The organism is Mesoplasma tabanidae (genome assembly GCF_002804025.1).
GTDB lineage: Bacteria > Bacillota_I > Bacilli_A > Mycoplasmatales > Mycoplasmataceae > Mesoplasma > Mesoplasma tabanidae.
This window is the reverse complement of sequence record NZ_CP024969.1, coordinates 588,312-614,025: the sequence shown is the minus strand read 5'-3', so window position 1 is coordinate 614,025 and position 25,714 is coordinate 588,312. Positions and strand designations below refer to the sequence as shown.

23 protein-coding genes and 1 tRNA gene are annotated in these 25,714 nt (G+C 26.6%); 21 read left to right on the top strand and 3 right to left on the bottom strand.

Features of this window, described 5'->3' with window-relative positions; genetic code table 4:
- The 16 genes from asnS to MTABA_RS02650 all read left to right on the top strand — a co-directional run bounded on the left by asnS (window position 1) and on the right by MTABA_RS02650 (window position 16,892).
- The gene (gene asnS / locus MTABA_RS02720) at window positions 1-1,365 is read left to right on the top strand and encodes an asparagine--tRNA ligase (RefSeq protein WP_100679646.1); all 1,365 of its coding nucleotides are present in this window, start codon (window positions 1-3) and stop codon (window positions 1,363-1,365) included.
- Window positions 1,366-1,457: 92 nt separating this feature from the next.
- On the top strand, window positions 1,458-2,810 hold the full coding sequence (gene ffh, locus MTABA_RS02715) for a signal recognition particle protein (RefSeq protein WP_100679645.1): 1,353 nt from the start codon (window positions 1,458-1,460) through the stop codon (window positions 2,808-2,810).
- A gap of 12 nt (window positions 2,811-2,822) precedes the next feature.
- Window positions 2,823-3,290, top strand: a complete 468-nt coding sequence (locus tag MTABA_RS02710; RefSeq protein ID WP_100679644.1) for a 23S rRNA (pseudouridine(1915)-N(3))-methyltransferase RlmH — start codon at window positions 2,823-2,825, stop codon at window positions 3,288-3,290.
- A gap of 49 nt (window positions 3,291-3,339) precedes the next feature.
- A tRNA-Ser gene (locus MTABA_RS02705) sits at window positions 3,340-3,429 on the top strand.
- Window positions 3,430-3,521: 92 nt separating this feature from the next.
- A complete protein-coding gene (locus MTABA_RS02700; RefSeq protein ID WP_100679643.1) occupies window positions 3,522-4,148 on the top strand; it encodes a hypothetical protein in 627 nt (208 codons plus the stop codon).
- 5 nt (window positions 4,149-4,153) lie between these two features.
- Window positions 4,154-5,575 (top strand): proline--tRNA ligase, encoded by a 1,422-nt coding sequence (gene proS, locus MTABA_RS02695; protein ID WP_100679642.1) that lies wholly within the window; start codon window positions 4,154-4,156, stop codon window positions 5,573-5,575.
- Window positions 5,576-5,599: 24 nt separating this feature from the next.
- Window positions 5,600-6,223, top strand: a complete 624-nt coding sequence (locus MTABA_RS02690; protein WP_100679641.1) for a ribonuclease H1 domain-containing protein — start codon at window positions 5,600-5,602, stop codon at window positions 6,221-6,223.
- Between the two features lie 2 nt (window positions 6,224-6,225).
- Window positions 6,226-7,155 (top strand): alpha/beta fold hydrolase, encoded by a 930-nt coding sequence (locus MTABA_RS02685; protein ID WP_100679640.1) that lies wholly within the window; start codon window positions 6,226-6,228, stop codon window positions 7,153-7,155.
- Window positions 7,156-7,172: 17 nt separating this feature from the next.
- Window positions 7,173-8,975 carry a translation elongation factor 4 gene (lepA, locus tag MTABA_RS02680; protein WP_100679639.1) on the top strand — a complete coding sequence of 601 codons (1,803 nt, stop codon included), beginning with the start codon at window positions 7,173-7,175 and terminating at the stop codon, window positions 8,973-8,975.
- 14 nt (window positions 8,976-8,989) lie between these two features.
- Entirely contained in the window at window positions 8,990-9,799 is an 810-nt protein-coding gene (locus MTABA_RS02675) for a hypothetical protein (RefSeq protein ID WP_100679638.1), read from the top strand.
- 120 nt (window positions 9,800-9,919) lie between these two features.
- The gene (locus MTABA_RS02670; RefSeq protein WP_100679637.1) at window positions 9,920-10,660 is read left to right on the top strand and encodes a hypothetical protein; all 741 of its coding nucleotides are present in this window, start codon (window positions 9,920-9,922) and stop codon (window positions 10,658-10,660) included.
- A gap of 48 nt (window positions 10,661-10,708) precedes the next feature.
- The gene (locus MTABA_RS02665; RefSeq protein ID WP_100679636.1) at window positions 10,709-11,233 is read left to right on the top strand and encodes an NUDIX hydrolase; all 525 of its coding nucleotides are present in this window, start codon (window positions 10,709-10,711) and stop codon (window positions 11,231-11,233) included.
- A gap of 1 nt (window position 11,234) precedes the next feature.
- Entirely contained in the window at window positions 11,235-11,453 is a 219-nt protein-coding gene (locus tag MTABA_RS03915) for an ASCH domain-containing protein (RefSeq protein ID WP_167373334.1), read from the top strand.
- Between the two features lie 26 nt (window positions 11,454-11,479).
- Window positions 11,480-11,617 (top strand): hypothetical protein, encoded by a 138-nt coding sequence (locus tag MTABA_RS03910; protein WP_167373333.1) that lies wholly within the window; start codon window positions 11,480-11,482, stop codon window positions 11,615-11,617.
- Between the two features lie 255 nt (window positions 11,618-11,872).
- Window positions 11,873-16,000, top strand: a complete 4,128-nt coding sequence (locus MTABA_RS02655) for a hypothetical protein (RefSeq protein WP_100679635.1) — start codon at window positions 11,873-11,875, stop codon at window positions 15,998-16,000.
- A 1-nt stretch (window position 16,001) separates the two neighbouring features.
- A complete protein-coding gene (locus MTABA_RS02650) occupies window positions 16,002-16,892 on the top strand; it encodes an HU family DNA-binding protein (RefSeq protein ID WP_167373332.1) in 891 nt (296 codons plus the stop codon).
- Window positions 16,893-17,237: 345 nt separating this feature from the next.
- On the opposite strand, the gene typA is transcribed toward MTABA_RS02650, so the two are convergent.
- Entirely contained in the window at window positions 17,238-19,076 is a 1,839-nt protein-coding gene (gene typA / locus MTABA_RS02645; RefSeq protein ID WP_100679633.1) for a translational GTPase TypA, read from the bottom strand.
- Between the two features lie 128 nt (window positions 19,077-19,204).
- On the opposite strand from typA, the gene eno reads away from it, so the two are divergent.
- On the top strand, window positions 19,205-20,566 hold the full coding sequence (eno, locus tag MTABA_RS02640) for a phosphopyruvate hydratase (protein WP_011183366.1): 1,362 nt from the start codon (window positions 19,205-19,207) through the stop codon (window positions 20,564-20,566).
- A gap of 61 nt (window positions 20,567-20,627) precedes the next feature.
- Here eno and MTABA_RS02635 read toward each other — a convergent pair whose 3' ends face one another.
- Together MTABA_RS02635 and MTABA_RS03905 are read right to left on the bottom strand one after the other, a co-directional pair.
- Window positions 20,628-20,891 (bottom strand): hypothetical protein, encoded by a 264-nt coding sequence (locus MTABA_RS02635; RefSeq protein ID WP_167373331.1) that lies wholly within the window; start codon window positions 20,889-20,891, stop codon window positions 20,628-20,630.
- Window positions 20,876-21,031, bottom strand: a complete 156-nt coding sequence (locus tag MTABA_RS03905; RefSeq protein WP_167373330.1) for a hypothetical protein — start codon at window positions 21,029-21,031, stop codon at window positions 20,876-20,878. Before MTABA_RS03905 ends, MTABA_RS02635 begins: the two co-directional genes overlap by 16 nt.
- A gap of 74 nt (window positions 21,032-21,105) precedes the next feature.
- Between MTABA_RS03905 and MTABA_RS02630 the strand changes: the two genes are divergently transcribed.
- The 4 genes from MTABA_RS02630 (at window position 21,106) to MTABA_RS02615 (ending at window position 25,462) form a co-directional block, all read left to right on the top strand.
- Window positions 21,106-22,005 (top strand): phosphatase PAP2 family protein, encoded by a 900-nt coding sequence (locus tag MTABA_RS02630; RefSeq protein ID WP_100679632.1) that lies wholly within the window; start codon window positions 21,106-21,108, stop codon window positions 22,003-22,005.
- Window positions 21,998-22,426 (top strand): Holliday junction resolvase RuvX, encoded by a 429-nt coding sequence (gene ruvX, locus MTABA_RS02625; protein ID WP_100679631.1) that lies wholly within the window; start codon window positions 21,998-22,000, stop codon window positions 22,424-22,426. Before MTABA_RS02630 ends, ruvX begins: the two co-directional genes overlap by 8 nt.
- A 76-nt stretch (window positions 22,427-22,502) precedes the next feature.
- Window positions 22,503-23,072, top strand: coding sequence for a hypoxanthine phosphoribosyltransferase (gene hpt / locus MTABA_RS02620; RefSeq protein ID WP_100679630.1), 570 nt, complete (start codon window positions 22,503-22,505; stop codon window positions 23,070-23,072).
- 224 nt (window positions 23,073-23,296) lie between these two features.
- Window positions 23,297-25,462, top strand: a complete 2,166-nt coding sequence (locus MTABA_RS02615) for a BspA family leucine-rich repeat surface protein (protein ID WP_100679629.1) — start codon at window positions 23,297-23,299, stop codon at window positions 25,460-25,462.
- Window positions 25,463-25,714 lie beyond the last annotated feature (252 nt).

The window sequence follows — 25,714 nt, the reverse complement described above, 5'->3', positions numbered from 1 at the left end:
ATGGATATTAAATTTTTATATGACAACCATGATACTTTAAAAGAACAAAAAGTAACAATTATTGGTAGAGTTAGATCAAATCGTCAAGGAAAAGTAGTTAGCTTCATGGTTTTAAACGATGGAACTGTTTTAAATGACTTACAAGTTGTTTATAAACCTGAAACTATTGGTTTTGAAGATGGAAGTAAAGCAAGAGTGAGTTCAATTGTTGAAATAGAAGGTATTTTAGTGCCAACTCCATCAAGACCTCAACCTTTTGAAATTAATGCAACTTCAATTGTTTTACTAGACCAAGCTGTTGAAGAATACCCTTTACAAAAAAAAGAACATTCTCCTGAATTTTTAAGAGAGATTTCACATTTAAGAGCTAGAACAAAAACATTTCAAGCAATTTTTAGAATTCGCTCAACTGCAGCTTTTGCAATTCACAAGTTCTTTCAAGAAAATAATTATGTTTATGTAACAACACCAGTCATTACTTCAAATGATGCTGAAGGTGCTGGAGAGCAATTTGTAGTTACAGTTAACGAAGATAAAGATTATGCTAATGATTTTTTTGGTAAAAAAGCTAGTTTAACAGTTTCAGGACAATTAAATGGTGAATCATTTGCACAAGCATTTAAAAACATTTACACTTTTGGGCCAACTTTTAGAGCTGAAAATTCACATACAACAAAACATGCATCAGAATTTTGAATGATTGAACCAGAAGTTGCTTTTGCAGATATCAATGAAAACATTCAATTAATGCAAGATATGTTAAAAAGTGTTGTTGGTTATGTTTTAGAAAAAAACATGACTGAGTTAGAATTCTTACAAGAACAATTAGAGCCAGGATTAATTGATAAAATCACAGGAATTGTTAATGCTCAATTTAAAGTTAATACTTATGAAGATGTTTTAAAAACTTTACAAAATGCTATTGATAAAGGTCATAAGTTTGAAGAAAATAACATTTACTTTGGATTGGATTTAGGTACAGAACACGAAAGATTTATTTGTGAAGAAATTAATAAATGTCCAACATTTGTCATTAACTATCCAAAAGATATTAAATCATTTTATATGAAACAAAATGATGATGGTAAAACAGTTGCTGCTGTAGATTTACTAGTTCCTGGAATTGGTGAATTATGTGGCGGAAGTGAACGTGAAGCCAACTTAGACAAGATTCTTCAAAGATGTGAGTTCTATGGAATTAACCCTGAAGAACTAGACTGATACATTGGATTAAGAAAATATGGATTCTATAAATCTGCTGGATTTGGATTAGGATTTGAAAGATTAATTATGTACATTACAGGTGCTTCAAATATTAGAGATGTTATTCCTTTCCCAAGAACACCTAAATCATTACTATACTAATTAAACAATAATTCAAAAAATGCCTTATGGCATTTTTATTTTGAATGTTAAGTTTGGTATAATAAATAAAGATTAAAACTGGAGGTATGCATATGGCATTTGGAGATTTTTTAACTAAAAGAATGAAAAAATCAATGGAGAAAAATATTAAAAAATCTACATTGAATGAAGAAAACATTCAAGAAACACTACGTGAAATACGATTAGCGTTATTAGAAGCTGACGTTAATGTTGAAGTAGTAAAAGAATTAATAAGTAAGATAAAAGAAAAAACAGTAGGTGAATATATTCAAGAAGGTGTTACATCACACCAACAAATGTTGAAAATTGTTCATGAAGAATTAATTGATATTTTAGGAACTGAAAAAGCTCCTTTAAATCTTTCTAAAAAACCTTCAGTTATTATGATGGTTGGTTTACAAGGATCAGGAAAAACTACTTCTTCATCTAAATTAGCACACTACTTAGCAAAAAAAGAGGCTAAAAAACCTTTATTAGTAGGGCTTGATATTTATAGACCTGGTGCAATTGATCAATTAGTTGAATTAGGAAATAAAAACAATATTCCCGTTTTTGAACAAGGGAAACAATCACCATTAAAAACTGCAAAACAAGCTCTAGATTTTGCCGAAAAAAATGGACATGATGTTGTTATATTAGATACTGCTGGACGCTTACAAATTGATAAAGATTTAATGAATGAATTAAATGATTTAAGAAAATCAACATCACCAAGTGAAACTTTATTAGTAGTTGATGGAATGATTGGACAAGAAATCATTAATGTAACAAATGAATTTAATAATCAATTAAAACTAACTGGAGTTATTGTAACTAAGTTAGATGGAGATGCTCGTGGAGGAGCTACATTATCAATTAGATACATGACTAAACTGCCAATTAAGTTTATCGGGGAAGGTGAAGGTGTTTCTGCACTTGCTCCATTCTATCCAAAAAGAATGGCTGACAGAATTCTTGGAATGGGAGATATTGAAACTCTTTTTGAAAAAGTTGTTGATAATATTGATGAGCGTTCAATGCAAAAAACTATGAAACGTATGTTCATGGGGCAATTTGATTTAGAGGATTTAAGAAACCAATTAGTTCAAGTTTCAAAAATGGGTAACATTGGTGGAATTATGAAAATGATGCCGGGTGCTAAAATTTCAGAAAATCAAATTTCTGATGCACAAAGAAAATTAGTTGTATTTTCAATCTTAATGGATTCAATGACACTAAAAGAAAGAAGAGAACCTAAATTGTTGAAATCACTTACTAGAAAAAATAGAATAATTAGTGGTTCTGGTCGTACAGAAAAAGAATTAAACGAATTAATCAATTCATTTGATAAAGGTAAAAAACAAGTTCTTGAAATGGCTAAGATGATGAAAAGCGGGCGAATGCCAGGAATGCCTGGAATGGGAAAAGGAGGATTTGGTTTTTAATCAAATCATCTAATGAATATAAAAATAATTTGCTTTGGTAAATTAGATAAAAAATTTTTTATTGATTCATTTAATGAATACGTAAATAGAATTTCAAAATATGCTAATTTACAAGTTATTGAACTTAAAGAAGAATACCAAAAAGAAGATGTAGTAAATAAAAGCATTAATTCTGATTTATTATTAGAAAAGTTAAAAACTTTTTCAGATCATGAAATAATTTGTATGGATGTTAGTTCTAAAAATTATTCAACAGAAGAATTCACATCAATCATTGATAATAATAAAAATTTAAAGCAAGCAAAAATTGCTTTTATTATTGGACCAAGTGATGGTTATAGTGATAAGTTTTTAACTCAAAATTACAAAAAAGTTTCTTTTGGAAATATAACATTGCCACATCAATTATTTAGAATTATTTTAGCTGAGCAAATATATCGTGCTTTTAAAATAATGAATAATGAAAAATATCACAAATAATTTTTTGAATATATTGCACTTAATTGTTATAATAATTAAGTGTATTAATGGGTTAATACTCAAGTTGGTGAAGAGGACACCCTGCTAAGGTGTTAGGTCGGTTTCCGGCGCAAGAGTTCGAGTCTCTTTTAACCCGCCAGTAAAAATATCAAAGCTACCTTAATAGGTGGCTTTTTTTATATCAAAAATAGTTAAAAAATTATATAATATTATATAGTCTGGGGTGGTATAGTGAAATCGGATAAAAAAAGACTTAAAGACTGATTTAAAGAAAAAATTTTATTTTGAAGAGCTGACAAGGATGATATATTAAATGAAAACGAATTAGATAACTTTTTTAAATCATTATTCGTTAATGCAGGATCTGAAAAAGAAATAGTTTTAGATTTAATTAAAAAAAGAGGAATCAAAAGTTTTTTATTCTATACTGATGTTAGAAATATTGGTTATATTTTAAAAAATGGTATTCAACCAACCCAAGAAATAGTTTTAAATCATGATGAATCATATCATGTATGAGGTTATCACCAAAAACAAGACTCAAACAATTTAGACTTTGATATTTCATCAAGAGCGCATTTTTGAAAATGATCAGCTGATGCTGGAATCGATACAAATAAGTTTTGTGTTATTGGAATAGACCCTGAGAAATTAGCAAAGACTACAACAAAAGATTGAATCTTTGACAGATCTTTTGGAATGATTAATATTATAGAATCAATTCATTTTGACACAATTAAGTGAATTTTAATTAGAGATCAACAATATTATAATTATGCCAATAAAATTATTAAAGAATTAGGATTAGAAATAAAATTATATTTAAGTCATGATGGCTTAGTAAAAGTAGGAGAGTAATATAAATGAAGCAACTAGACAAAATAACACCAAGAGATGTTGATTTCTCACAATGATATACAGATATAGTATTAAATGCTAAATTAGCTAGTTATGGACCAGTTAAAGGAACAATTATATTTAGACCTTATGGTTATGCTATTTGAGAGTTAATGCAAAAATACTTAGATGCTAAGTTTAAAGAACTTGGAGTAGAAAATGTTTATTTCCCATTGTTAATCCCTCAATCATTATTTCAAAAGGAAAAAGATCATATTGAAGGATTTTCTCCTGAAATAGCAACTGTTACAAGAGTTGGAGACACTCCATTAGCAGAACCATTATTTATCAGACCTACTAGTGAAGTATTAATGGCTAATTTTTTCAAAAATGAGGTGAAATCATATCGTGATTTACCATTAATTTATAATCAATGAACAAATGTAATGCGATGAGAAAAAACAACTAGACCATTTTTAAGAACAAGTGAATTTTTATGACAAGAAGGACATACAGTTCATTCAGAAAGAAAAGAAGCTTCTGATTTAACTTTAAAAATATTAGATACTTATACTAAATTTGCACAAAATGCATTATTGCTACCAGTTATTCCTGGTAAAAAAACTGAGAAAGAAAAATTTGCGGGTGCTGATTCAACTTATACAATTGAATCATTAATGCATGATGGGCAAGCATTACAATGTGGAACATCTCATTACTTTGCTGATAACTTCTCAAAACCTTATGAAATCAAATTCCAAAATAAAGAAGGAAAACTTGAACATGCTTACTCAACAAGCTGAGGAGTTTCAACAAGATTAATTGGAGCTATTATTATGACTCACTCAGATGATAATGGTTTGGTCCTTCCTTCAATGGTTTCACCAATTCAAGTTAGATTAATTCAAATTAAAGAAACTGATGAAGTAATTAAAGTAACAGAAGACATTAAAAACTTATTAAAAAATAAATATCGTGTTGATATTGATAAAACTGATAAATCATTTGGGTTTAAAATTAGTGAAGCTGAAATTAAAGGTATTCCTTTAAGAATTGAAGTAGGACCAAGAGATTTAGAAAACAATCAAGTAACTATTTCAAGAAGAGATACGAGAGAAAAAAATCAAGTAAATGTAAATGAAGTTGAAATTGTTGTGGATCAAATGATTAAAGAATATGATGCTAACTTATATGCTAAAGCATTGAAAAACCGTGAAGACAGAACTTCAAAAGCAAATTCAATTGAAGAATACAAAAATATATTAAGTCAAAACCAAGGATTTGTTTTAGTTCCATTTTGTGGTGAAATAGAATGTGAAGATGATGTTAAAAAACAAACATCAACAAACTCACGTTGTATTCCATTTGAACAAGATAATAAAACTGAAAAATGCTTCAACTGTAATAAAGATACAACTTTAAAAGTTTATTTTGCTAGAGCATATTAATAAGAATAAAAAGGAGGTTTAGAGATGAAATATTACGCTGTTAAAAAAGGAAGAAATATTGGTGTTTATAACACTTGAGATGAATGTAAAGCTCAAGTAGAAGGATTCAATAACGCAGTTTATAAATCTTTTTCAAGTAAAGCTGATGCTGAAGCTTTTATAACTGGTGGAACTTCAAAACCTAAACCTAATAAAGTAAAAGTTAAAATAGATGAAAATGCTGCTGTTGCTTATAGTGATGGTAGTTTCATTAAAAATAACAACACTTATTCATATGGAGCTGTTGTAATGTGGAAAAATAAAGAATTTCATTTTTCCAAAAGATATCATGATGATGAATTAAAATCAATGTGAAATGTAAGTGGAGAATTACAAGGTGCTAAAAGAGTAATGTTATTTGCTTATGCTAATAACATTTCAAAACTATATTTATATCATGATTATGAAGGCATTGCTAAATGAGCAAATCATGAATGAAAAGCTAAATCTGATGAGGGTAATGAATATATTAAGTTTGTTGATCAAATTAGAACAAAAGTTGAAATTGAGTTTATTTGAGTTAAGGGACATAGTAATGATTATTACAATGATTTAGCTGATCAATTGGCAGCAAATGCAACATTTGAAGAATACGTTAAGGAGGTTTAGAGATGAGAAAATTTCAATTACAAATGATTGATGGAAAAGAACTAATTAATTTTGAATGAAAAACATCAAAAAAACCAATTGCGGTTATTCAAGTTGTGCCAAACTTTGATGAACATATGGAAATGTATGATAAATTTGCAAAAACTATGAAAGAACATAACATTTTAGTCGTTGGTACTGATTTAAGAAGCATTGGTGAAAGTAGAGAAGAAGCTGATGGTTCAAATATCTTTTTTGACAAAAAACAAGGTTGAAGTAAATTAGTAGAAGATATTAAAAATATTAATACTTGAATCAAAAGATATCATTCTGACTTACCAATCTTTATGTTAGGCCAAGGATTAGGGGGTAATCTAGCTAGAGCTTTTTCAATTAAATACTCAGAAGAAATAGCTGGTTTAATTTTAATAAATACTCGTGATTATAATTACCACATTTCTAATATTTTCTTAAAATATATGAATTTAAATCAAGTTATTTTTAATGTAAGAAATGATGCAAAATTCCTTAATAACATTAGAGAGAAAAGAATAAATAAAAGACATAATCCTTTATTAAAATTTGATAATCAATGACTATCAAGTGATTGAAAATATGTAGAAAAATATAATAACGATCCTTTATGTAATTTAAAATTAAGTTTTTCTGCATTTAAGGATATTGCTGTTGGAAATAAATTTATTTCTAAAAATTCAAATAATGAATTTATAACAAAAGACTTACCAATTTTAATTCAAAGTGGTGGATTAGATAACTATACTAAGATGGGGAAAGATTCACAAAAATTATTTTATAGATATACCAAATTAGGTTTAGATACTGATTTTAAAATATATCAAAATTTAAAAAATAAATTATTAGAAGAAGAAGTCAATGAAGTTGTTATTGATGACATTGTAAAATTTATTGAAAAATATAAAGATAACTATTAATAGTAGAAAGAGATAACATGGATAAATCAAAAATTAGAAATTTTAGTATTATTGCTCATATTGATCATGGTAAGTCAACATTGGCTGATCGTATTTTAGAGTTGACTAATACTGTAACTAAACGTGAAATGCAAGAGCAATTGCTTGACTCAATGGATATTGAAAGAGAACGTGGAATTACAATTAAATTAAACTCTGTTCAGTTGTATTACAAAGCAAAAGATGGACAAGAGTATACATTCCATTTAATTGATACTCCTGGTCATGTTGACTTTGCTTATGAAGTATCAAGAAGTCTTGCAGCTTGTGAGGGAGCAATTCTTGTTGTTGATGCAACTCAAGGTATTGAAGCACAAACACTAGCAAACGTTTATTTAGCAATAGAAAATAATTTAGAAATAATCCCTGTTATTAATAAAGTTGATTTACCAAGTGCAGATCCAGAAAGAGTAAAAGAAGAAATTGAAAATACAATTGGAATTGATTGTAGTGATGCACCATTAATTAGTGCTAAAACTGGACTAAACGTTGAAGATGTTTTAGAAGCAATTGTTGATAAAATTCCTGCCCCATATGATGCTGATGATGAAAAACCATTAAGAGCTCTAATTTTTGACAGTTACTATGATAAATACTTAGGTGTTGTTATGTCAATTAGAGTAAGAGAAGGTTCAATAAAAGTTGGTGACAGAATCAAACTTATGGCAAATGGAAGCAGTTATGAAGTTACTGAATTAGGGGTTAAAAATCCTAAAATAGTTAAAAAAGAACAATTAAGTGCTGGAGAGGTAGGATGAATAGCAGCTTCAATTAAAACAATTAAAGATATTAATGTTGGAGATACTATAACAACAGTTACAAACCCAGCGTTGCATCCTCTTGATGGGTATAAAAAACTTAAACCCATGGTTTATTGTGGAATCTATCCAATTGACACAAATCAATATCAAGATTTTAAAGAAGCCTTAGAAAAAATGGAATTATCAGATTCATCATTAGTTTATGAACCTGAGACTTCTCAAGCTTTAGGATTTGGATTTAGAGTTGGTTTTTTAGGTTTATTACATATGGAAGTCGTACAAGAAAGACTGGAAAGAGAATATAATTTAAACTTAATCGCAACAGCGCCTTCTGTAATTTATAAAATTCATTTAACTGATGGAACAATGATTGAAATTGATAACCCAGCAAAATTACCCGATCCTCAAAAGATTAAGTTTATGGAAGAACCTTTTGTAAACGTAAAAATTATGACGCCAAAAGAATCAGTTGGTGACTTAATGAGTTTATGTCAAAATAAATTAGGGACTTATAAGGATTTACAAGTTGTTGATGATAATAGAATGATGTTAGTTTATGATATGCCATTAGCTGAAATTATTTTTGATTTTTTTAACAAACTAAAATCAATTTCAAAAGGTTATGCTTCGTTTGAATATGAAATGATTGGATATCAAGAATCTCAATTAGTTAAAATGGATATTTTATTAAATGGGGATATGGTTGATGCGTTTTCAATGATTGTTAATAAACATTTTGCATATCAAAGAGGAGCTACTTTAACTAAGAAACTTAAAGAATTGATTCCTCGTCAAAACTTTGAAGTTCCAGTTCAAGCAACTATTGGAAATAAAGTTTTAGCTCGTGAAACTATTAAAGCTTATCGTAAAGATGTTACTTGAAAACTTCATGCAGCTGATAAATCAAGACGTAAAAAACTTCTTAATAAACAAAAAGAAGGTAAAAAGAAAATGAAAGAAATCGGAAGTGTTGAAGTACCACAAGAAGCCTTTATTGCAGTATTAAAGCTTGATGATTAGAAAGGGCTCATAGTATGACAAAATTCAAATATGAAGATTGATTGATGCAGTTTATTAATGATGATTGATATATTCAAATAAACACGTCAGAAAACAATATTATTTTTGATGAGGTAATAAAACTTCATGAAAAATGATTAGATTCTTTAGAATATGATACTTTCATTAGTGAAAACAAAAAATCAGTTCCTATTGATAACTTGCCTGGATTTTTGGAAAATGAAGATGTTTGTAAAACCAATGAATACATTAAGTCATTTATTAGTGGAGTATTTCATTTAAGAATTAATGGACTTTATAATGTAGCTTCAGATTATGTAAATATATTTAATGAAATTGATAAAAATTCATTTAATGCAGTTGATGAAAGCGGTATTGATGTAGTTATTAATAAAGCTTTTTTAGAATTATCAGAAAAATATTATGAAGAATTAATTTCAATTGTTAGAAATACAGAAGTTCCTGATGAATTTAAATATTGCTGAAGAGATTTACTTGAGTTAGTAAAAAGATTTAGTAAGTATGAGTCTAAGGAAGAAAAATTGGATGTTGCTTATCAGTTATTAGATTATTTAACATCAACAATTGATGGATTTGATGATTTATCAATTGATTTAACTGATGAAATGATTGAAAGTTCAAATACATTTATAGCTTTGTTAATTAAATATGAAATTATTTTTGATCGATTAATTTTATTAAAAGAACATATTGAATATCAATATGTAGAGCAAAAAGGGTTACCTGAAAATTTTTATAGAATTAATATTATTGATAGATATAAAGAAATTGAAGCATTTAAAATAATGAATGAAGAAGAATAGAAAACAGATAAAATTTTTATAGTTTGTCTGTTTTTTATGTGCTTTAACAAAAAAAAAAAAAAAATACAATTTATTTTATAGGCTTTTTAGAGCACTTTTAAAATTAAAGGAATATATTATATGAAAAATAAACTAAAGTTAGCATTTTTAATTTTTATAGCAATTGTGCCAATATTTTGTGTAAGTATTGATTTAATAATGTCAGTGATTCAACCTGATACTGAATCAGGTGGGGCTCTTTCTTTTGATGAATCAATCATTAATCAAGTTATTTACTTTTCGGTTTGAACTACATTAATAACATCTTTTTGAGGAATAGCTGCTGTACTTAACTATTTTAGAAAAATTACTAATAAAATAGCTTGAGCTGAATCAGATAATGTTTTAACAATGATTGTTTCTTATCAAATAATTGTGTTTTTAATTTATACATTTACTTTTGTTGCTTCTAAAGATGGAATAGTTGGTTTTAGTACGTGATATAAGGTATTAAAATCTATTCTAGAACATTGAATATTACCATTTGTAGTAATTGGGTATTATGTTTTAATACCCAGAGAATCAAAATTATCAGCAAAAGAATTTATGAAAAAGAAAGCATGAATAAATTGCATCATTCCTTTTGCTTACATATTATTTATTTCTATTAGAGGTTTAATGATTGTTAAATTTACTGATAAAGAAAACTGATTTACTCCATTCCCATATTCACAATTAGACCCAACAGACCAACCAGTATATTTATGACTACCAGGAATGATTAGCTTCATTGGCATATTTTACTTTTTTAGTTCATTAGTAAATTTTATTTCTATAAAATTAAATATCAAAATAAGTAACAAATATAAATTTATAAGATAACCCTTCAGGGTTACTTTTTGTTATTATTTAGTAATAAGAGAGGTTATTATGGAAATATTGGACTTATATGATGTAACTGGTAATAAAACTGATCAAACAATGGTGAGAGGAACTAAACCACCTAAAGGTTTTTACAGAAGAAAAATAACTATAGGTATATTCAACGACAAAGAAGAAATGTTAATTCAAAAAGTTTCTCAAGAAAGAAAATATTGAACTGGAATGTGAACTCCATCTGTTAGTGGTTCTGTTTCGACTGGTGAGACAAGTCAATTAACTGCATCAAGAGAAGCAAAAGAAGAATTGGGATTAAACATTGATTTTTCAGATATTAGGCCAGCGTTTACAATTAATTTTAGTGAAGGTTTTGATGATTTTTATCTTATTAAAAAAGAAGTTAAAATTGAAAAACTAGTTCTGCAAAAAGAAGAAGTTGCAGAAGTTAAATGAGCAACAAAGCAACAAATAATTGATATGATTAAAACTGGTGAATTTTTACCATTCCATTTTGAAATTATTGATCTGATGTTTTTATTGAAAGATGAACAAGGTTCATATAGATTTAAAAAATAATATGGATTTAATTTTATCAATGAAAAAAGAGTATTTTGATTTAATTAAAAGTGAAAAGAAAAAATACGAATATAGATTCAAAATACCAAAATTAAATATTAATGACAAACTTTATTTATACATACCGAAAAGCAAAGCTGGAATTTATGGTTACATTAAGATAAAAGATGTTAAATGAATGAGTAAAGATGAGCTTGCAAATTTTATTCTAATCAATTAAAAGATAAAGAAGCAGCATAACAAATAATGAAAGAATGAATAAGTGATAGAGATGGTTGTTTTGTATTAACAATATCTGAATTTAAGGAATTTGAAAATTATATAGCATATGATATATTAAAAAATAATTATGATTTTAATGCCCCACAAAATTACAATTCGTAAAAGGCAGAACCATATGTTTATTTGAAAATAAAGAGTTAAAATACAAGCATAATTAATTATTATATTTTTACTTCTAGCTTTATTTTTTATTATTTTATTAATATATTATAGTAAAACAATAATCTAACTTTACAATGACTAAGTACTACGATAGTGGAATTTTTGCTATATTTTGCTATAATTTTAAATATAGTAAAATAATAATTGTTAGATTAAATAAATTGAAAATTATCTAGTAGAAAGAAAATTTAATATATGAAATTTTTATTAAGTTTATTAACATCCTTAACTATAGCAGAACCTGCAACTGGGATTTTTTTATTAACCCCCTATTTTGGCTCAATCAAAACTAAAGAAGTAAATTCTGAAGATAAAGATGAAACTATGTTTAGAGCATCAATAATTTTTGAAAATGAAGTTAGGCAATCTTACTTTGATGCAAAATCAGGAAAAACTTATTACTCAAGAAGAGCTGATGGAAAACAAGAAGAACAAAATAATAAATTGTTTATTGCTGAAATGGATACAACTAGTGATAAAGCTTATCAAAGAACTCTTCATACACGTGTTTACAAAGAAAACGATTATAGTATTGATATGAATAGAAGAACTTTAATTTACGCAGATGCTACGAGAGTTTCATATTTTGATCGTAAAGAAAATAAACTATGAAAACTTGATATACAACAAAAAAATACTTTTAGTAAAAATGGTGAAAAAAATGTGCAAGATTCTTTAAGTGGCATGCGTGACCCTCAAAAACCAGCAGATATAGCACGTGTTTATGCAAAGGAAAATATGATCTTTGAAGAAACTCAAGAACAAATTAAAGATGCGGTTTTTTTTGAAGAAGACAATTCATTTATTTACTCAACATTAACAAATGATGGAACTTATAGAATTAAAAAAATTAAAGAAGGTGAAAATTTACCTACATTAATTTATGAAAAAACATCATTGTATGCAGGATTGCACCCAATATTAGCAAAAGGAGAAGACTCACTTGATCATAAGGATATTTTCTACCACTTTGCAGGTGAAGTTTTTGTAATTAGAAATAAAAATGGTGGTTATGAAAAAACACCTGAGTTAATTTCTAAGATTGGAAATGGTGATACAAATATTGACGCAAGACAGGGTTACAAATTAATTGTTGAAAAAGATGGCTTATGAGTTGGTCTTGCTGATAAGATTATTCAAGATACAAATGATGATGAAAATCAAAGATACCCAGAAGGTAATATAAAATCTTATTTTATAAAACGTTCTAATAATAAATTATCTCAAATATTACCAAGTGAAAGTGATGTTCAAATTGAGCAGGTTTTATGAGTTGAAAATACGAAATATATAATTCTAAAAAATGGAATGTGAATAAAAAATCCTAATACTGATAGTAGTTTGTCTAAAGAGTTACTATTTATTCCTGAAAAAGATGAGTTGGGAAAACCAAGAAAATATTCAGGTATTTTTGATTTTGGAGTAATGTTTCAAGGACAACAAAAAAAAGGGAAAAACCACCAATGAGTGCAAAATATTTATAGTGATAAATTTCAAGAATCTATAAGATTTTCTGATTTAGGAAATGGATTAGATTATGGTATATCATCAAAAAATGAAATATATGTTTGAGATGATAAAAATCCATTTCAAATTAAAATTAGAAGAAAATCTTATATTAATCAAGTTGAAATTTTTGATGATAAAGGTAATGAACACAAAGAATCAGTTGTTACAACTGATCAATATTGAATTGTTACTATAGATTTAGATAAAAACATTCGACACTTAAAGACTTCTTTTTTTGAACCAAATGCTTCATCAAGTTATCAGTCTTATTATGGGTGATTAAATTTTGTGAATGCAAATACTCAAAAAATAGATATTTCATTACCTGAATATTCAATTAGTAATTTAATAAATTGAAATAATAAAACTAATGATTCAGAAATTTTAGCTGCACTTCGTGATGTTACTAAACTAGGTTCTCAACTTACAGAAAAAGATTTACTAATTGAAAAAAAAGTTGCTGATTTTGGTGTACCAGGAGAAATAAAAATTTCTGCTAGTCAAACATCTAGACTAATAATGAATTCTCAACAAGCTTCACTTTACTTATATGTAGATTTAGCAAAATTTGATTTTAGTTCAATTGACTTTGCAGATAAAAAAAATGAGGCTGATGTTAAAGCTGAAGTTTTAAGATTAATAAATGCATATATTAAAGAAAATTCAACAAATACTCAAAATGAAAAAGAGATTACTGAAGCAGATTTTAGTTGAACTTATAAAGAACCTTCACCGAAAGAAAAAGGAGAATTTGAGGTATCTGCTAATGCTTCAACTTCAGAAATATTAATTAATACTCAAAAAGTAATTATACCTTCAACTGATGCTATTGATTTATCTAAATTAGAATATGAGCTTCATGAAGATGGACTAGAAAATGGAATCACAGATGAACAAATCTTGTCATTAATTCAAGATACAATAAATAAAAATACTCCGAAAATAACAATTAGCATTGACGATATAGATATTCTAAGAAAGAACGCTTCTGTTGGGCAAAATGGATCAATTTTGGTTTCTGCTAAAAAATCATCAGCACTTCTTAAAAATAGTAAAGAATTTATAACAAAAATACTTAAGTTTGACTTAGGTTTACTTAACTTCAATAAAAATTCTAACGATGCAACAGAAAAAGATGTTCTTGAGCAATTAAATAATGTTAGTGGATTAGGAAATAAAATTGGAGAAAAAGATATATCATTTAATATTGACAAAGCAACAATAGAGAAAGAGGGAAAAATATCAATTAGCCCTTCTGAACCATCTAAACTATTGATGGGAACTAAAGAAATAATAATACCAAAAATATATGATTTGGCAGAAGAAAATCTTTTTGATGAAATGCAATTTTTTAATGAAACAACATCAAAAGAAGTATATGATTACTTAAAATTTATTAAAGGATGAAAATATCTTGAAGAAGAAGAATTAGAGGTTGAAGTGTCTAAAAAATCAACTTTTGTTCAAAAGGGTTTAATAAATATTAAATCTAAAAGTAATGCCGTCAGAATTCAAAACTATAAAAATGAAATAATTACAAATTTTGACAGACATGATTTAGATAAAGATGTTTTTAAAGATATACAAAGAGAACTAGGTAATTTTGAAAAAGTACCTACTGAAGATGAAATCCAAGAAAGAATCATAAAATTAAATCCAGAATTAGCAAATTTAGTATGAGATGACATTAGTATTGATGACATCTTAGTTATCGATGGTAAAGTGACTTTAAAAGCAAAAAAAGAGTCTTTAAATTACAAAAATTTTGCTGTGTTTACTTTTACAAATAAAAACAAAACATTAATACCAGAAATTACTGAGGATATTACGTTCTTAGGTAAATTTAAAACAATTCCAAATATTACAGAAGTTCAAAAGAAACTTGAAATTTTAAAATATGAACCTATGGATTTTGAAATAACTCATGATCAAGCAAATAAAACATATAAAGCAGAAGCTAAAAAAGAAAGTACTTTAAGTGGTTCTATTGAATTTAAATACGAGTTATCTCAAAATTTAAGTGAAGTTATAAAAGAAACATCAATTGATTTACCAAAAGAAGAGCATACTAGTGTTGACAAAATTTTAGAAGTTCTAAAGTTAAAAAATCCAGATTTAATTTTAGAAGCAGTAGAAGTAATCTTTAATGATAATAAGGTAATTGTAAAAGACAAAGAAGATGATTTATCTTATGTTGGTGAAGTTGAAATAACTATTAACATAAAGAAAAATAAAATAAGTAATGAGATCTTAATTAATGAAGGAAAGAATCTTAATCTTGGTAAATTTAAAAAAGCTTCAGAAATTCAAATTGTTAAAAATAAAGTTGAAGAATTAAATTTAATTTTTGATGATTTTGAAATCTATCATGATGAAATTAACAAAGTATATAAATTAACAGCAAAAGCAAATAGTGAATATGAAGGTTTCTTTGAGTTAAATTATGAACTATCTCAAAATTTAAGTGAAGTTATAAAAGAAACATCAATTGATTTACCAAAAGAAGAGCATACTAGTGTTGACAAAATTTTAGAAGTTCTAAAGTTAAAAAATCCAGATTTAATTTTAGAAGCAGTAGAAGTAATCTTTAATGATAATAAGGTAATTGTAAAAGACAAGGAAGATGATTTATCTTATGTTGGTGAAGTTGAATTAGTTTTAAAAGATACTAATAAAAGCGATTGATCTAATCACAAAAATAGAACTAAAATAATATGATTATGAATTCTAGTTGCATTAAATTCAATTGTTTGAATACTAGTAGCTGTTATAACTTTAAATATTAAAAAACGTAATAGAAAGCTTGATGAGTAATATGAAAATAAGATTAAAAATAATTTTAGGTTTGATTTTTTTGATTATATTATCAACTATTCTTATGGTATTTTTTAAAATGCTTAATGCTTTATATTTCAATAATGAAAATTGAAGAGAAGCAATAATTAATAATTATGGTGTAGCTAAAATTAATGATAAATGATTTAAGGATGGACCAATGTTATTTTCAATGCTTTTAGGTCCAATTGGTCTTAAATCAATGTTTTCTTTTAATTGAAAAAGTGGTGAAATATTTTTAAAACCTGTTTTTTGAGATTTTTTAATTAATTGAATTTACCTTATAACTGTATTGATATTATTAATTATCATAGCATTTATTGTAATTAAAATTATGCTTGAAAAAAAGACTAAAAAATTATCTCATGAGCATATTGCAAAAATAGATAAAATAAAAAAAGAAAACCAACTGACAAATTCTTTTGACAATAGTGAATATGTTTTGAGTAACCAAAAAATAATTAAAACTAGAGAAAAACTTTTAAAAGAAGTTAAGTTAATTAGAAAAACAAAGTATGATAAGGTTTCAAAAATGTATTTAATAAAAAAAATTCAAGAAATTTATCCTGATTTTAAAAAGAAAGATGTTTCAATAATAGTTAATAGCTTATTTATTAATTTAGAAAATAATTTAGTTAATGACAAAGAAATAATTATTGAAAATTTTGGCAAGCTAACGAAAGTCAATAAACCTGCAAAGATAGCTATCAATCCTTCAAATGGAGAAAGTATAAAAATTCCTGAATCAAACAATATTTATTTTAAAGCTTCAAAAAATTTAAAGCTTTTAATGTCTGACACTAAATGAACAGGAATTGAGTATAGTAAAAAAATAATTGAAAAAATAACTATAGAACAAGAAGAAAACTAATATTTTTTGTATAATTAAAAAAACAATAATTTAACGTAGCTTCATAGAATTTGAACAAATATTTTGTTCAAATTCTATGAAGTTTTTTTAATATTTAAGTTTATCCTTATTTTTGTTCATTATTGAGCAATTTATTTCTTATTTTTAAATAAAATAAAAATAGATTTTTTAGCATTAATATTAAAACTTAGTTAAAGTTCTTTACTTAGTAATAAATGTCTGTAAACCAATATGATTGTTATAGACTTTAAGGTTTTAGCAAGTCTTTATTTTTATAAAAAAACTGCAAACACTTATAAGAAAATAATCTTAAAGCGTTTGCAGTTTTAATTTTAATAGTGTTTTTTAATCAAAAACTTTTTTATTATCGTTTCTGTGTTGACGTCTTTCAGTATTTGATAATCATCTTTTTCTTAAACGAATATCATCTGGTGTAACTTCAACTAATTCATCTCATTCGATATATTCTAATGCTTCTTCTAAAGTCATTAATTTAGGTGGAGTTAATTTAACTGAGTCATCACTACCACTAGCACGAGTGTTAGTTAATTTTTTACCAGTTGTTGGGTTAACTTCTAAATCATTATCTCTTGAGTGTTGTCCAACGATCATTCCATCATATACTTCAATTTGAGGTCCAACGAATAGAATTCCACGTTCTTCTAAGTTATTTAAAGCGTAAGGTAAAGTTTTACCTGAAGCCATTGAAATAAGAACTCCGTTTTTACGTGATTCAATTTCACCTTTGTATGGTTCAAATCCATTTGAACTTCTAACCATGATTCCTTCACCATGAGTATCATTAGTAAATTCACTTCTAAATCCAATTAAAGCTCTTAATGGAATGTTATAAACAATTTTATCTCTAACTCCATCAGAATCCATATCAGTCATTAGACCTTTACGTTGGTTTAATTTATTAATAACAGTTCCTGAATATTCAGTAGGAATGTTTAAAATAACTTTTTCCATAGGTTCTAATAATGTTCCATTATCGCCTTTTCTAAAAATTACCTCAGGTTTAGAAATAGCTAATTCAAAACCTTCTCTTCTCATTTGTTCAATTAAAACAGATAAGTGAAGTTCTCCACGTCCTAAAACTTTAAATCCTTCAATAGTTGGGTTATCTAATGGTTCAACTTTTAAACCAACGTTTACTTCTAATTCTTTTTCTAAACGTTCTTTAATGTTTCTTGAAGTAACAAATTTACCAACTTTACCAGCAAAAGGAGAAGTGTTAACTAAGAAGTTCATACTCATTGTAGGTTCTTCGATTGTAATTGGCTCCATTGGGTTAATATTATTTAATTCATTTATAGTATCTCCAATTGAAATATGCTCAATACCAGCAAATGTAATAATATCTCCAGCATATGCTTCTTTAACAGCAACTTTGTTTAGACCTTGATAAACTGTTAATTTAGAAATTTTGGCTTGTTTAACTTCACCATCATTTTTAACAACACTAACTGTTTGACCTTCAGCAATTTTTCCTTCAAAGATTCTTCCAATTCCTAATCTTCCAATAAATGAATCATAAGCTAATGAACTAACTTGCATTTTTAATGGTTTTTCAGCTAATTCAATTGGGTATGTTCCAACTTGTTCAATAATAGTATCAAACATTGGTGAAAGATCAATTCCTTGATCACTTAAGTTTAATTGAGCAATTCCTTCACGAGCAATACCATATAATGTTTTAAATTCTAATTGTTCATCAGTTGCGTCTAATTCCATGAATAACTCTAATACTTCTTCAACAACTTCTTCAGCTCTTTGATCTTTTTTATCAATTTTATTAATCATTAAGATTGGGTTCAATCCTAATTCTAATGCTTTAGATAAAACAAAACGTGTTTGAGGCATTGGTCCTTCACTTGAGTCAACTAATAAAATAACAGTGTCAACAGTTTTCATAATACGTTCAACTTCACTTGAAAAGTCAGCATGACCTGGAGTATCCACGATGTTAATTTTAGTTCCTTTGTACTCAATAGCACAGTTTTTTGAATAGATGGTAATCCCACGTTCTCTTTCTTGATCGTTTGAATCCATGATTTGTTCTACAACTTCTTGGTTATCTCTAAAAGCTCCACCTTGTTTTAAAAGTGCATCAACTAATGTTGATTTACCTGCATCAACGTGAGCAATAACCGCAATGTTAATAATTTTTTGATTTGACATTTTATTCTCCTTTTATATAACTTTTAAATAATATCATATTTTAAGAGATATTTTCTATTTAATTTTTTTTAAAAAGAGAATATAATATAGTAGTTAAATACATAATTTAAATAAAGAGAGGAAATTATATGTCAAGAATTGAGAAAATTATTGCACGTGAAGTATTAGACTCACGTGGTACTCCAACTGTTGAAGTTGAATTATGAACTGAATTTGGTGGTTATGGAATTGCTAAAGCACCATCAGGAGCATCAACTGGAGAAAACGAAGCTTTAGAACTAAGAGATGGAGATAAAGCACGTTACAACGGTAAAGGTGTTTTAAAAGCAGTTGCAAATGTAAACGATAAAATTGCACCAGCTTTAATTGGACATGATGTACAAGACCAATTAGGTTTAGACAGAGTAATGATTAAATTAGACGGAACTGAATTTAAGAAAAAATTAGGAGCAAACGGTATGTTAGCTGTTTCATTAGCTGCAGCTCACGCAGCAGCAAGTGAATTAGAAGTTCCTTTATACAGATACATTGGTGGAGTTCAAGCAAAACGTTTACCTGTTCCAATGTTAAATGTTATTAATGGTGGAGAACATGCTGATTCAGCAATCGATTTCCAAGAATTCATGATTATGCCAGTTGGAGCACCAACATTCAAAGAAGCATTAAGATGATCATCAGAAACTTTCCAAGCATTAAAATCATTATTACATGATAAAGGTGATATTACTGCTGTTGGAGACGAAGGTGGATTTGCACCTCACTTCTCATGAGCATATGCTAAACAAGACTTAGCTTCATTTAAAGCTAAAACACCTGCTGAAATTGCATTAGACTTATTAGTTGAAGCTATTACAAAAGCTGGTTACAAAGTTGGTAAAGATGGAATCATGATCGCAATGGATTGTGCTTCATCAGAATTATACTTTGAAGACAAAAAATACCACTTCAAAAAAATTGAAAAAGTTACTGGTCAAGAATGAGCATTCACTACAGAAGAAATGATTGCTTACTTAGAAAAATTAGTAAACAACTACCCAATTATTTCAATCGAAGATGGATTAAGTGAAAAAGACTGAGATGGATTCGTTCAATTAACTGAAAAAATTGGAGACAGAGTTCAAATCGTTGGAGATGACTTATTTACAACAAACCCAAGATTTATTAAAGAAGGAATCAGCAAAGATGCTGCTAACTCAACTTTAATTAAATTAAACCAAATCGGAACTTTATCAGAAACTGTTGAAGCAATTACTATGACTCAAAAAGCTGGTTGAACTGCAGTTGTTTCACACCGTTCAGGAGAAACAGAAGACGCAACAATCGCTGACTTAGCTGTAGCATTTAACGCAGGTCAAATCAAAACAGGATCAATGTCACGTTCAGATAGAATTGCTAAATACAACAGATTATTACAAATCGAAGACCAATTAGGTGAAGATGCAATTTATGATGGATATGCAACATTCTACAACTTAAAAATTAATAAATAATTTTAAATAAATTATTCAAACTAAGTTTTATACTTAGTTTTTTTATATTAAAAAAATGGAATTAATACTTTTCCATTTTTTCTTTATCTTGTCAGTTTCTAATCATTAACTCATTTAAATTTAAAGTTTTATCTTTTGAAATATAAAATTTATTTTTTCTATTATTTGGATTTATTAATTTGACCATTTCTAAACACGCTCCACATGGTGGGTAGATATAACCATTTCTACCAATAGTTAAAATTTTTTTAATTTCAGTTTCATTGTTTTTAATCATTTGAAATGCTGCAGATCTTTCTGCACATGTACCTAAAGCACAATCCATAACAACACAAACACCTGTATAAATATTATTATCTTTGATATTAATATTGAAGCAACAGCACCTGCTGTTACTTTTTCAGTTTTAAATTCTCTTGCATAAACTTCTTTTTTAACAATTTCTAATAACTTTTCATAATTCATATAAATACCTCTTTGGATTTATATTTTAACATTACATAAATTAAAATAGAAATAAATTAAGTATAATTAATTGTATGAAACTACTTAAAGACAAAGAAATACTTAAAAAACGATACTTATATGCTTTTTTATCAATAGGAATAATTTTATTTACTGTATTTATGGTAGGTACTTTTTTAGATGCACAAATAGCTAAAAATATTTATCAAGAAAAATCATGATTTGGTTATGCATTTGATAAATTTGGACAGCTAGCATTTATCATTCCTGTTAACTTTTGCATAGTAGGTATATTAATTTATTTATCAGATAAAAGAAAAGACTGATCAGTACAAGTTTTTATATTTAAAACAGTTTATTATACTTTAATTTATGCTGGAATTGGATTTTACTTATTTTCTCCTTTAATGTCTAACAAGGAAAAACATATTCATGAGGTTAGTGTAGATATTTTCAACACTTTAATGTTTTGAATGGTGTTAATAGGAACAATCGTATTTTATAAGTTGAATCCAAATTTCACAGAACAAAAAAACTTTTTATGAAAAATTGGATTAGTGATTATTTATATCATAATGATCTCATTGTCAACTGAAGTATTGAAAAATATTTTTTCAAGACCAAGACCAATTAAATCAGTTATTGATGGTGATGTTCCATATCGTGAGTGATGAAATATTACATATGCTTATGGATTTGGCAAAAATAAATCTTTTCCATCTGGTCATACAACTAGTGCAATTACTATTTTATCAATAGCATTATTGTTTAAAAAAGATGACTTATATTATTATGGTGTTATCTTAGTGGCATTTATATTTGCTGCATTAGTAGGTAGTTCAAGAATGGTTTTAGCAAAACACTTTTTAACTGACATAACTTTTGCATGTATTATGGCACTTTCTTGATTTTTGATTTTTGAAAATGTATTTTTAAAAATTTTAAATAAAAAACTTGGAGGAGACTATGAGTAATATTTTAGGGCTTGATGTTGGAAGCAAAACTATAGGGTTAGCTTCTTCAACAGGCAAAGTGGCCAAAAAAGAAACTAATTTAAAATTTGAAGAGTGAAATTTTGAAGAAGGTGTAATATTGTTAACTGAGTTTATAAAAGAAAAGTCATTTGAAACATTTGTTTTTGGTTATCCTAAAAATATGAATGGAACCATTGGTGAAAGAGCTGAAATGGTAGATTATTTTATTGAAGGATTCTTAGTTTATAATCCACAAATTAAAGAAGAACAGATAATTAGAGTTGATGAAAGAAGAACAACTAAAATGGCTAAATCAATTATGATTGAAGCGGGTTTATCTCGTCAAAAACAAAAAGAAAATAAAGATACTTTAGCAGCTCAATTAATTTTAGAAACATATTTAGAAAAAATTAATAAATAATTTATTATACCTATTGATTAAGAAATTAATAATAGGTATTATTTTTATATTATAAAGTTAAACCAAAGGAGTACAAATGAAATTACACCCATTAGTAAAAGAAATATTATTTACTGAAGAACAAATCAAAGAAAGAACAATAGAAGTAGCAAAAGAGATTAAATCATTTTATGAAAAAAATGAGAAAGAAGATCAATCATTATTGGTTATTGGATTATTGAAAGGATGTATACCTTTTTATCAAACTTTTTGCATGAATTTTGATTTTTTAATTGATATGGATTTCATGGTTGTAAGTTCATATTTAGGTGGAACAAAAAGTACAGGTGAACCTAAAATTAACTTAGACGTCAATATGTCAGTTAAAGATCGTAATATCTTAATTGTAGAAGATATTGTTGAATCAGGGATAACATTAGAGTTTGTTCAAAATTATTTAATGAACAAAGGTGCTAAGTCAGTTAAAATATTAACTATGTTAGATAAACCAACTGAACGTAAAGTTGACATTAAACCTGATTGAACTTGTTATACAATTCCAAAACATTTTGTAATAGGTTATGGATTAGATTATCAAGAAAAATTAAGAAATCTTCCATACGTAGCAGTTTGTGATACTGATAAATTAGCGGATTGAAAATGATAATTAAGAAAGCTTAGCTTTCAGACTTAACCATGATAGTAAGTATTAATTATTACAAATTTATATAAATTAAAAGTTTGTATTATATTTTTTAAGAACAAGAAAGGTATTATAGTGATACCAAAAGAATAATGGAAATAATATTTTTTGAATGCTCATAGAGCATTTTTTTGCTTTTTAACAAAAAAAAAAAAAAAACTATAAAATATTAAATAGAGGTATTAACTATGAAAAAACTTTTGGTATTTTTTGCTTGCTTGTCCTTAACAGCAAATTTAATAATTTTAGCAGTCTCATGCAGTAAAGAAACTATTCATCTTGAAGATTTAGATAGTGTTATTTTAAATAAGAATTTAAATAAATTAGAAGGTAATGATGAACAGACTGTTAAAAATGCTTTATCAAAAGAAAATCCAACATTAGATATTAGTGAAATAAAATTAACAATTGCAGCTGTTTCAAAAAATGTAGAAACAAAAAATTACACAGTAACAGTTGAACCAATTGATAATTCAAATGTGTATTCTGGTAAAGTTCATGACATTACTTTTTACACAGAAACTATTCATATTCAAGATTTAGATAGTGTTATTTTAAATAAGAATTTAAATAAATTAGAAGGTAATGATGAACAGACTGTTAAAAATGCTTTATCAAAAGAAAATCCAACATTAGATATTAGTGAAATAAAATTAACAATTGCAGCTGTTTCAAAAAATGTAGAAACAAAAAATTACACAGTAACAGTTGAACCAATTGATAATTCAAATGTGTATTCTGGTAAAGTTCATGACATTACTTTTTACACAGAAACTATTAATCTTCAAGATTTAGATAATGTTATTTTAAATAAGAATTTAAATAAATTAGAAGATAATGATGAACAGACTGTTAAAAATGCTTTATCAAAAGAAAATCCAACATTAGATATTAGTGAAATAAAATTAACAATTGCAGCTGTTTCAAAAAATGTAGAAACAAAAAATTACACAGTAACAGTTGAACCAATTGATAATTCAAATGTGTATTCTGGTAAAGTTCATGACATTACTTTTTACACAGAAACTATTAATCTTCAAGATTTAGATAATGTTATTTTAAATAAGAATTTAAATAAATTAGAAGATAATGATGAACAGACTGTTAAAAATGCTTTATCAAAAGAAAATCCAACATTAGATATTAGTGAAATAAAATTAACAATTGCAGCTGTTTCAAAAAATGTAGAAACAAAAAATTACACAGTAACAGTTGAACCAATTGATAATTCAAATGTGTATTCTGGTAAAGTTGAAGGTATAGTTTTTTATACTGAGAAAATAAGCCGTCAAAATCTATCAAATGTAGTGCTAAGAAAAAATTTAAGCAAAATCAAAAATAATGAATTTGATACTATTTTATTAGCTTTAAAGAATAAAAATGAAGAATTAGTAACCGAAGAAATCAAAATTGACAATGTCCAAGGATGACAAACTAATTATGAAAGTAAAAAGTATAAAGTTATAATTTCAGCAATACCAAATTCAAATTTATATTTTGGTAAAGTCGAGGAAATATATTTTTGAAATGAAACATATGTTGATAATTTAACCTATTATGTAGATAAAAATACACTTGATGAAAAAAGCATTGATGGCTCAGCACCTGATGGCACAAATAAAATAACTCATATAGGCTATAGTTCAGACAAGCAAGCCTACAAACTACCCAAATCTACAATTTATGTGCCAGATGTAATAAGTCCTGAAATTACAAACATAAGTAGTCTATTTGAAAACGTTGGCAACAGTGGTGATCAATTAACATTCCCAGGAATAAGTTACTGAGAAACATCAAATATAATAGACATGTCGAATTTATTTAATAACGCAAGAATAAAAGACGTTAATTTTTCAAATTGGGATACTTCAAATGTTATTAATATGAGATTAATGTTTTATAATGTTGACTTCTTAAATAATAGTTTTTCAAACTGAAATACTTCAAAAGTTAAAGATATGAGTTATATGTTCCAAAGATCAGGAAAATTTTCACATAACGAATCTTTTTGTTTTTTAAAGTGGGATACTTCAAATGTTGTCAACATGGAGGGTATGTTTTTGGAAGCTTTTCCTTGACTTCTTAACAATGGTATTTCAAATTGAAAAACACATAATGTAGAAAATATGGATTCTATGTTTGCAAATACGAACTTTAACGTTGACATTTCACGTTGAGTAACTTCAAAAGTAACTAATATGTCTTTTATGTTTTATAATTGCTCTTCATTTAATTTTAACCTTTCAGAATGAGATGTAGATAATGTTGATAAGCATGATAATTATGACACAGGTACTTCTCAATGATCTCCTGCATACAAACCGAATTTCAAACAGAAATTATGCACTCAATAAATTTTTAATTAAAATATGATATTAATGAACTATTCAAATACTTAATTCAAATAAATTATTTGGTGAGATAATTATGAACTATTCGAAGGTCAAAAACAGTGCAAGCTAGAGATAAAAGATTATATAATAAGTAGAAAATTTGAATTATTAAATAAAATAGATTAATTCAAAGTTGTTGAAATTATGAATTTGTAATCAAACCTTAAATTAAAAATGAAAAAATTATTAGATTTATACAAATAGTAAGTTAAA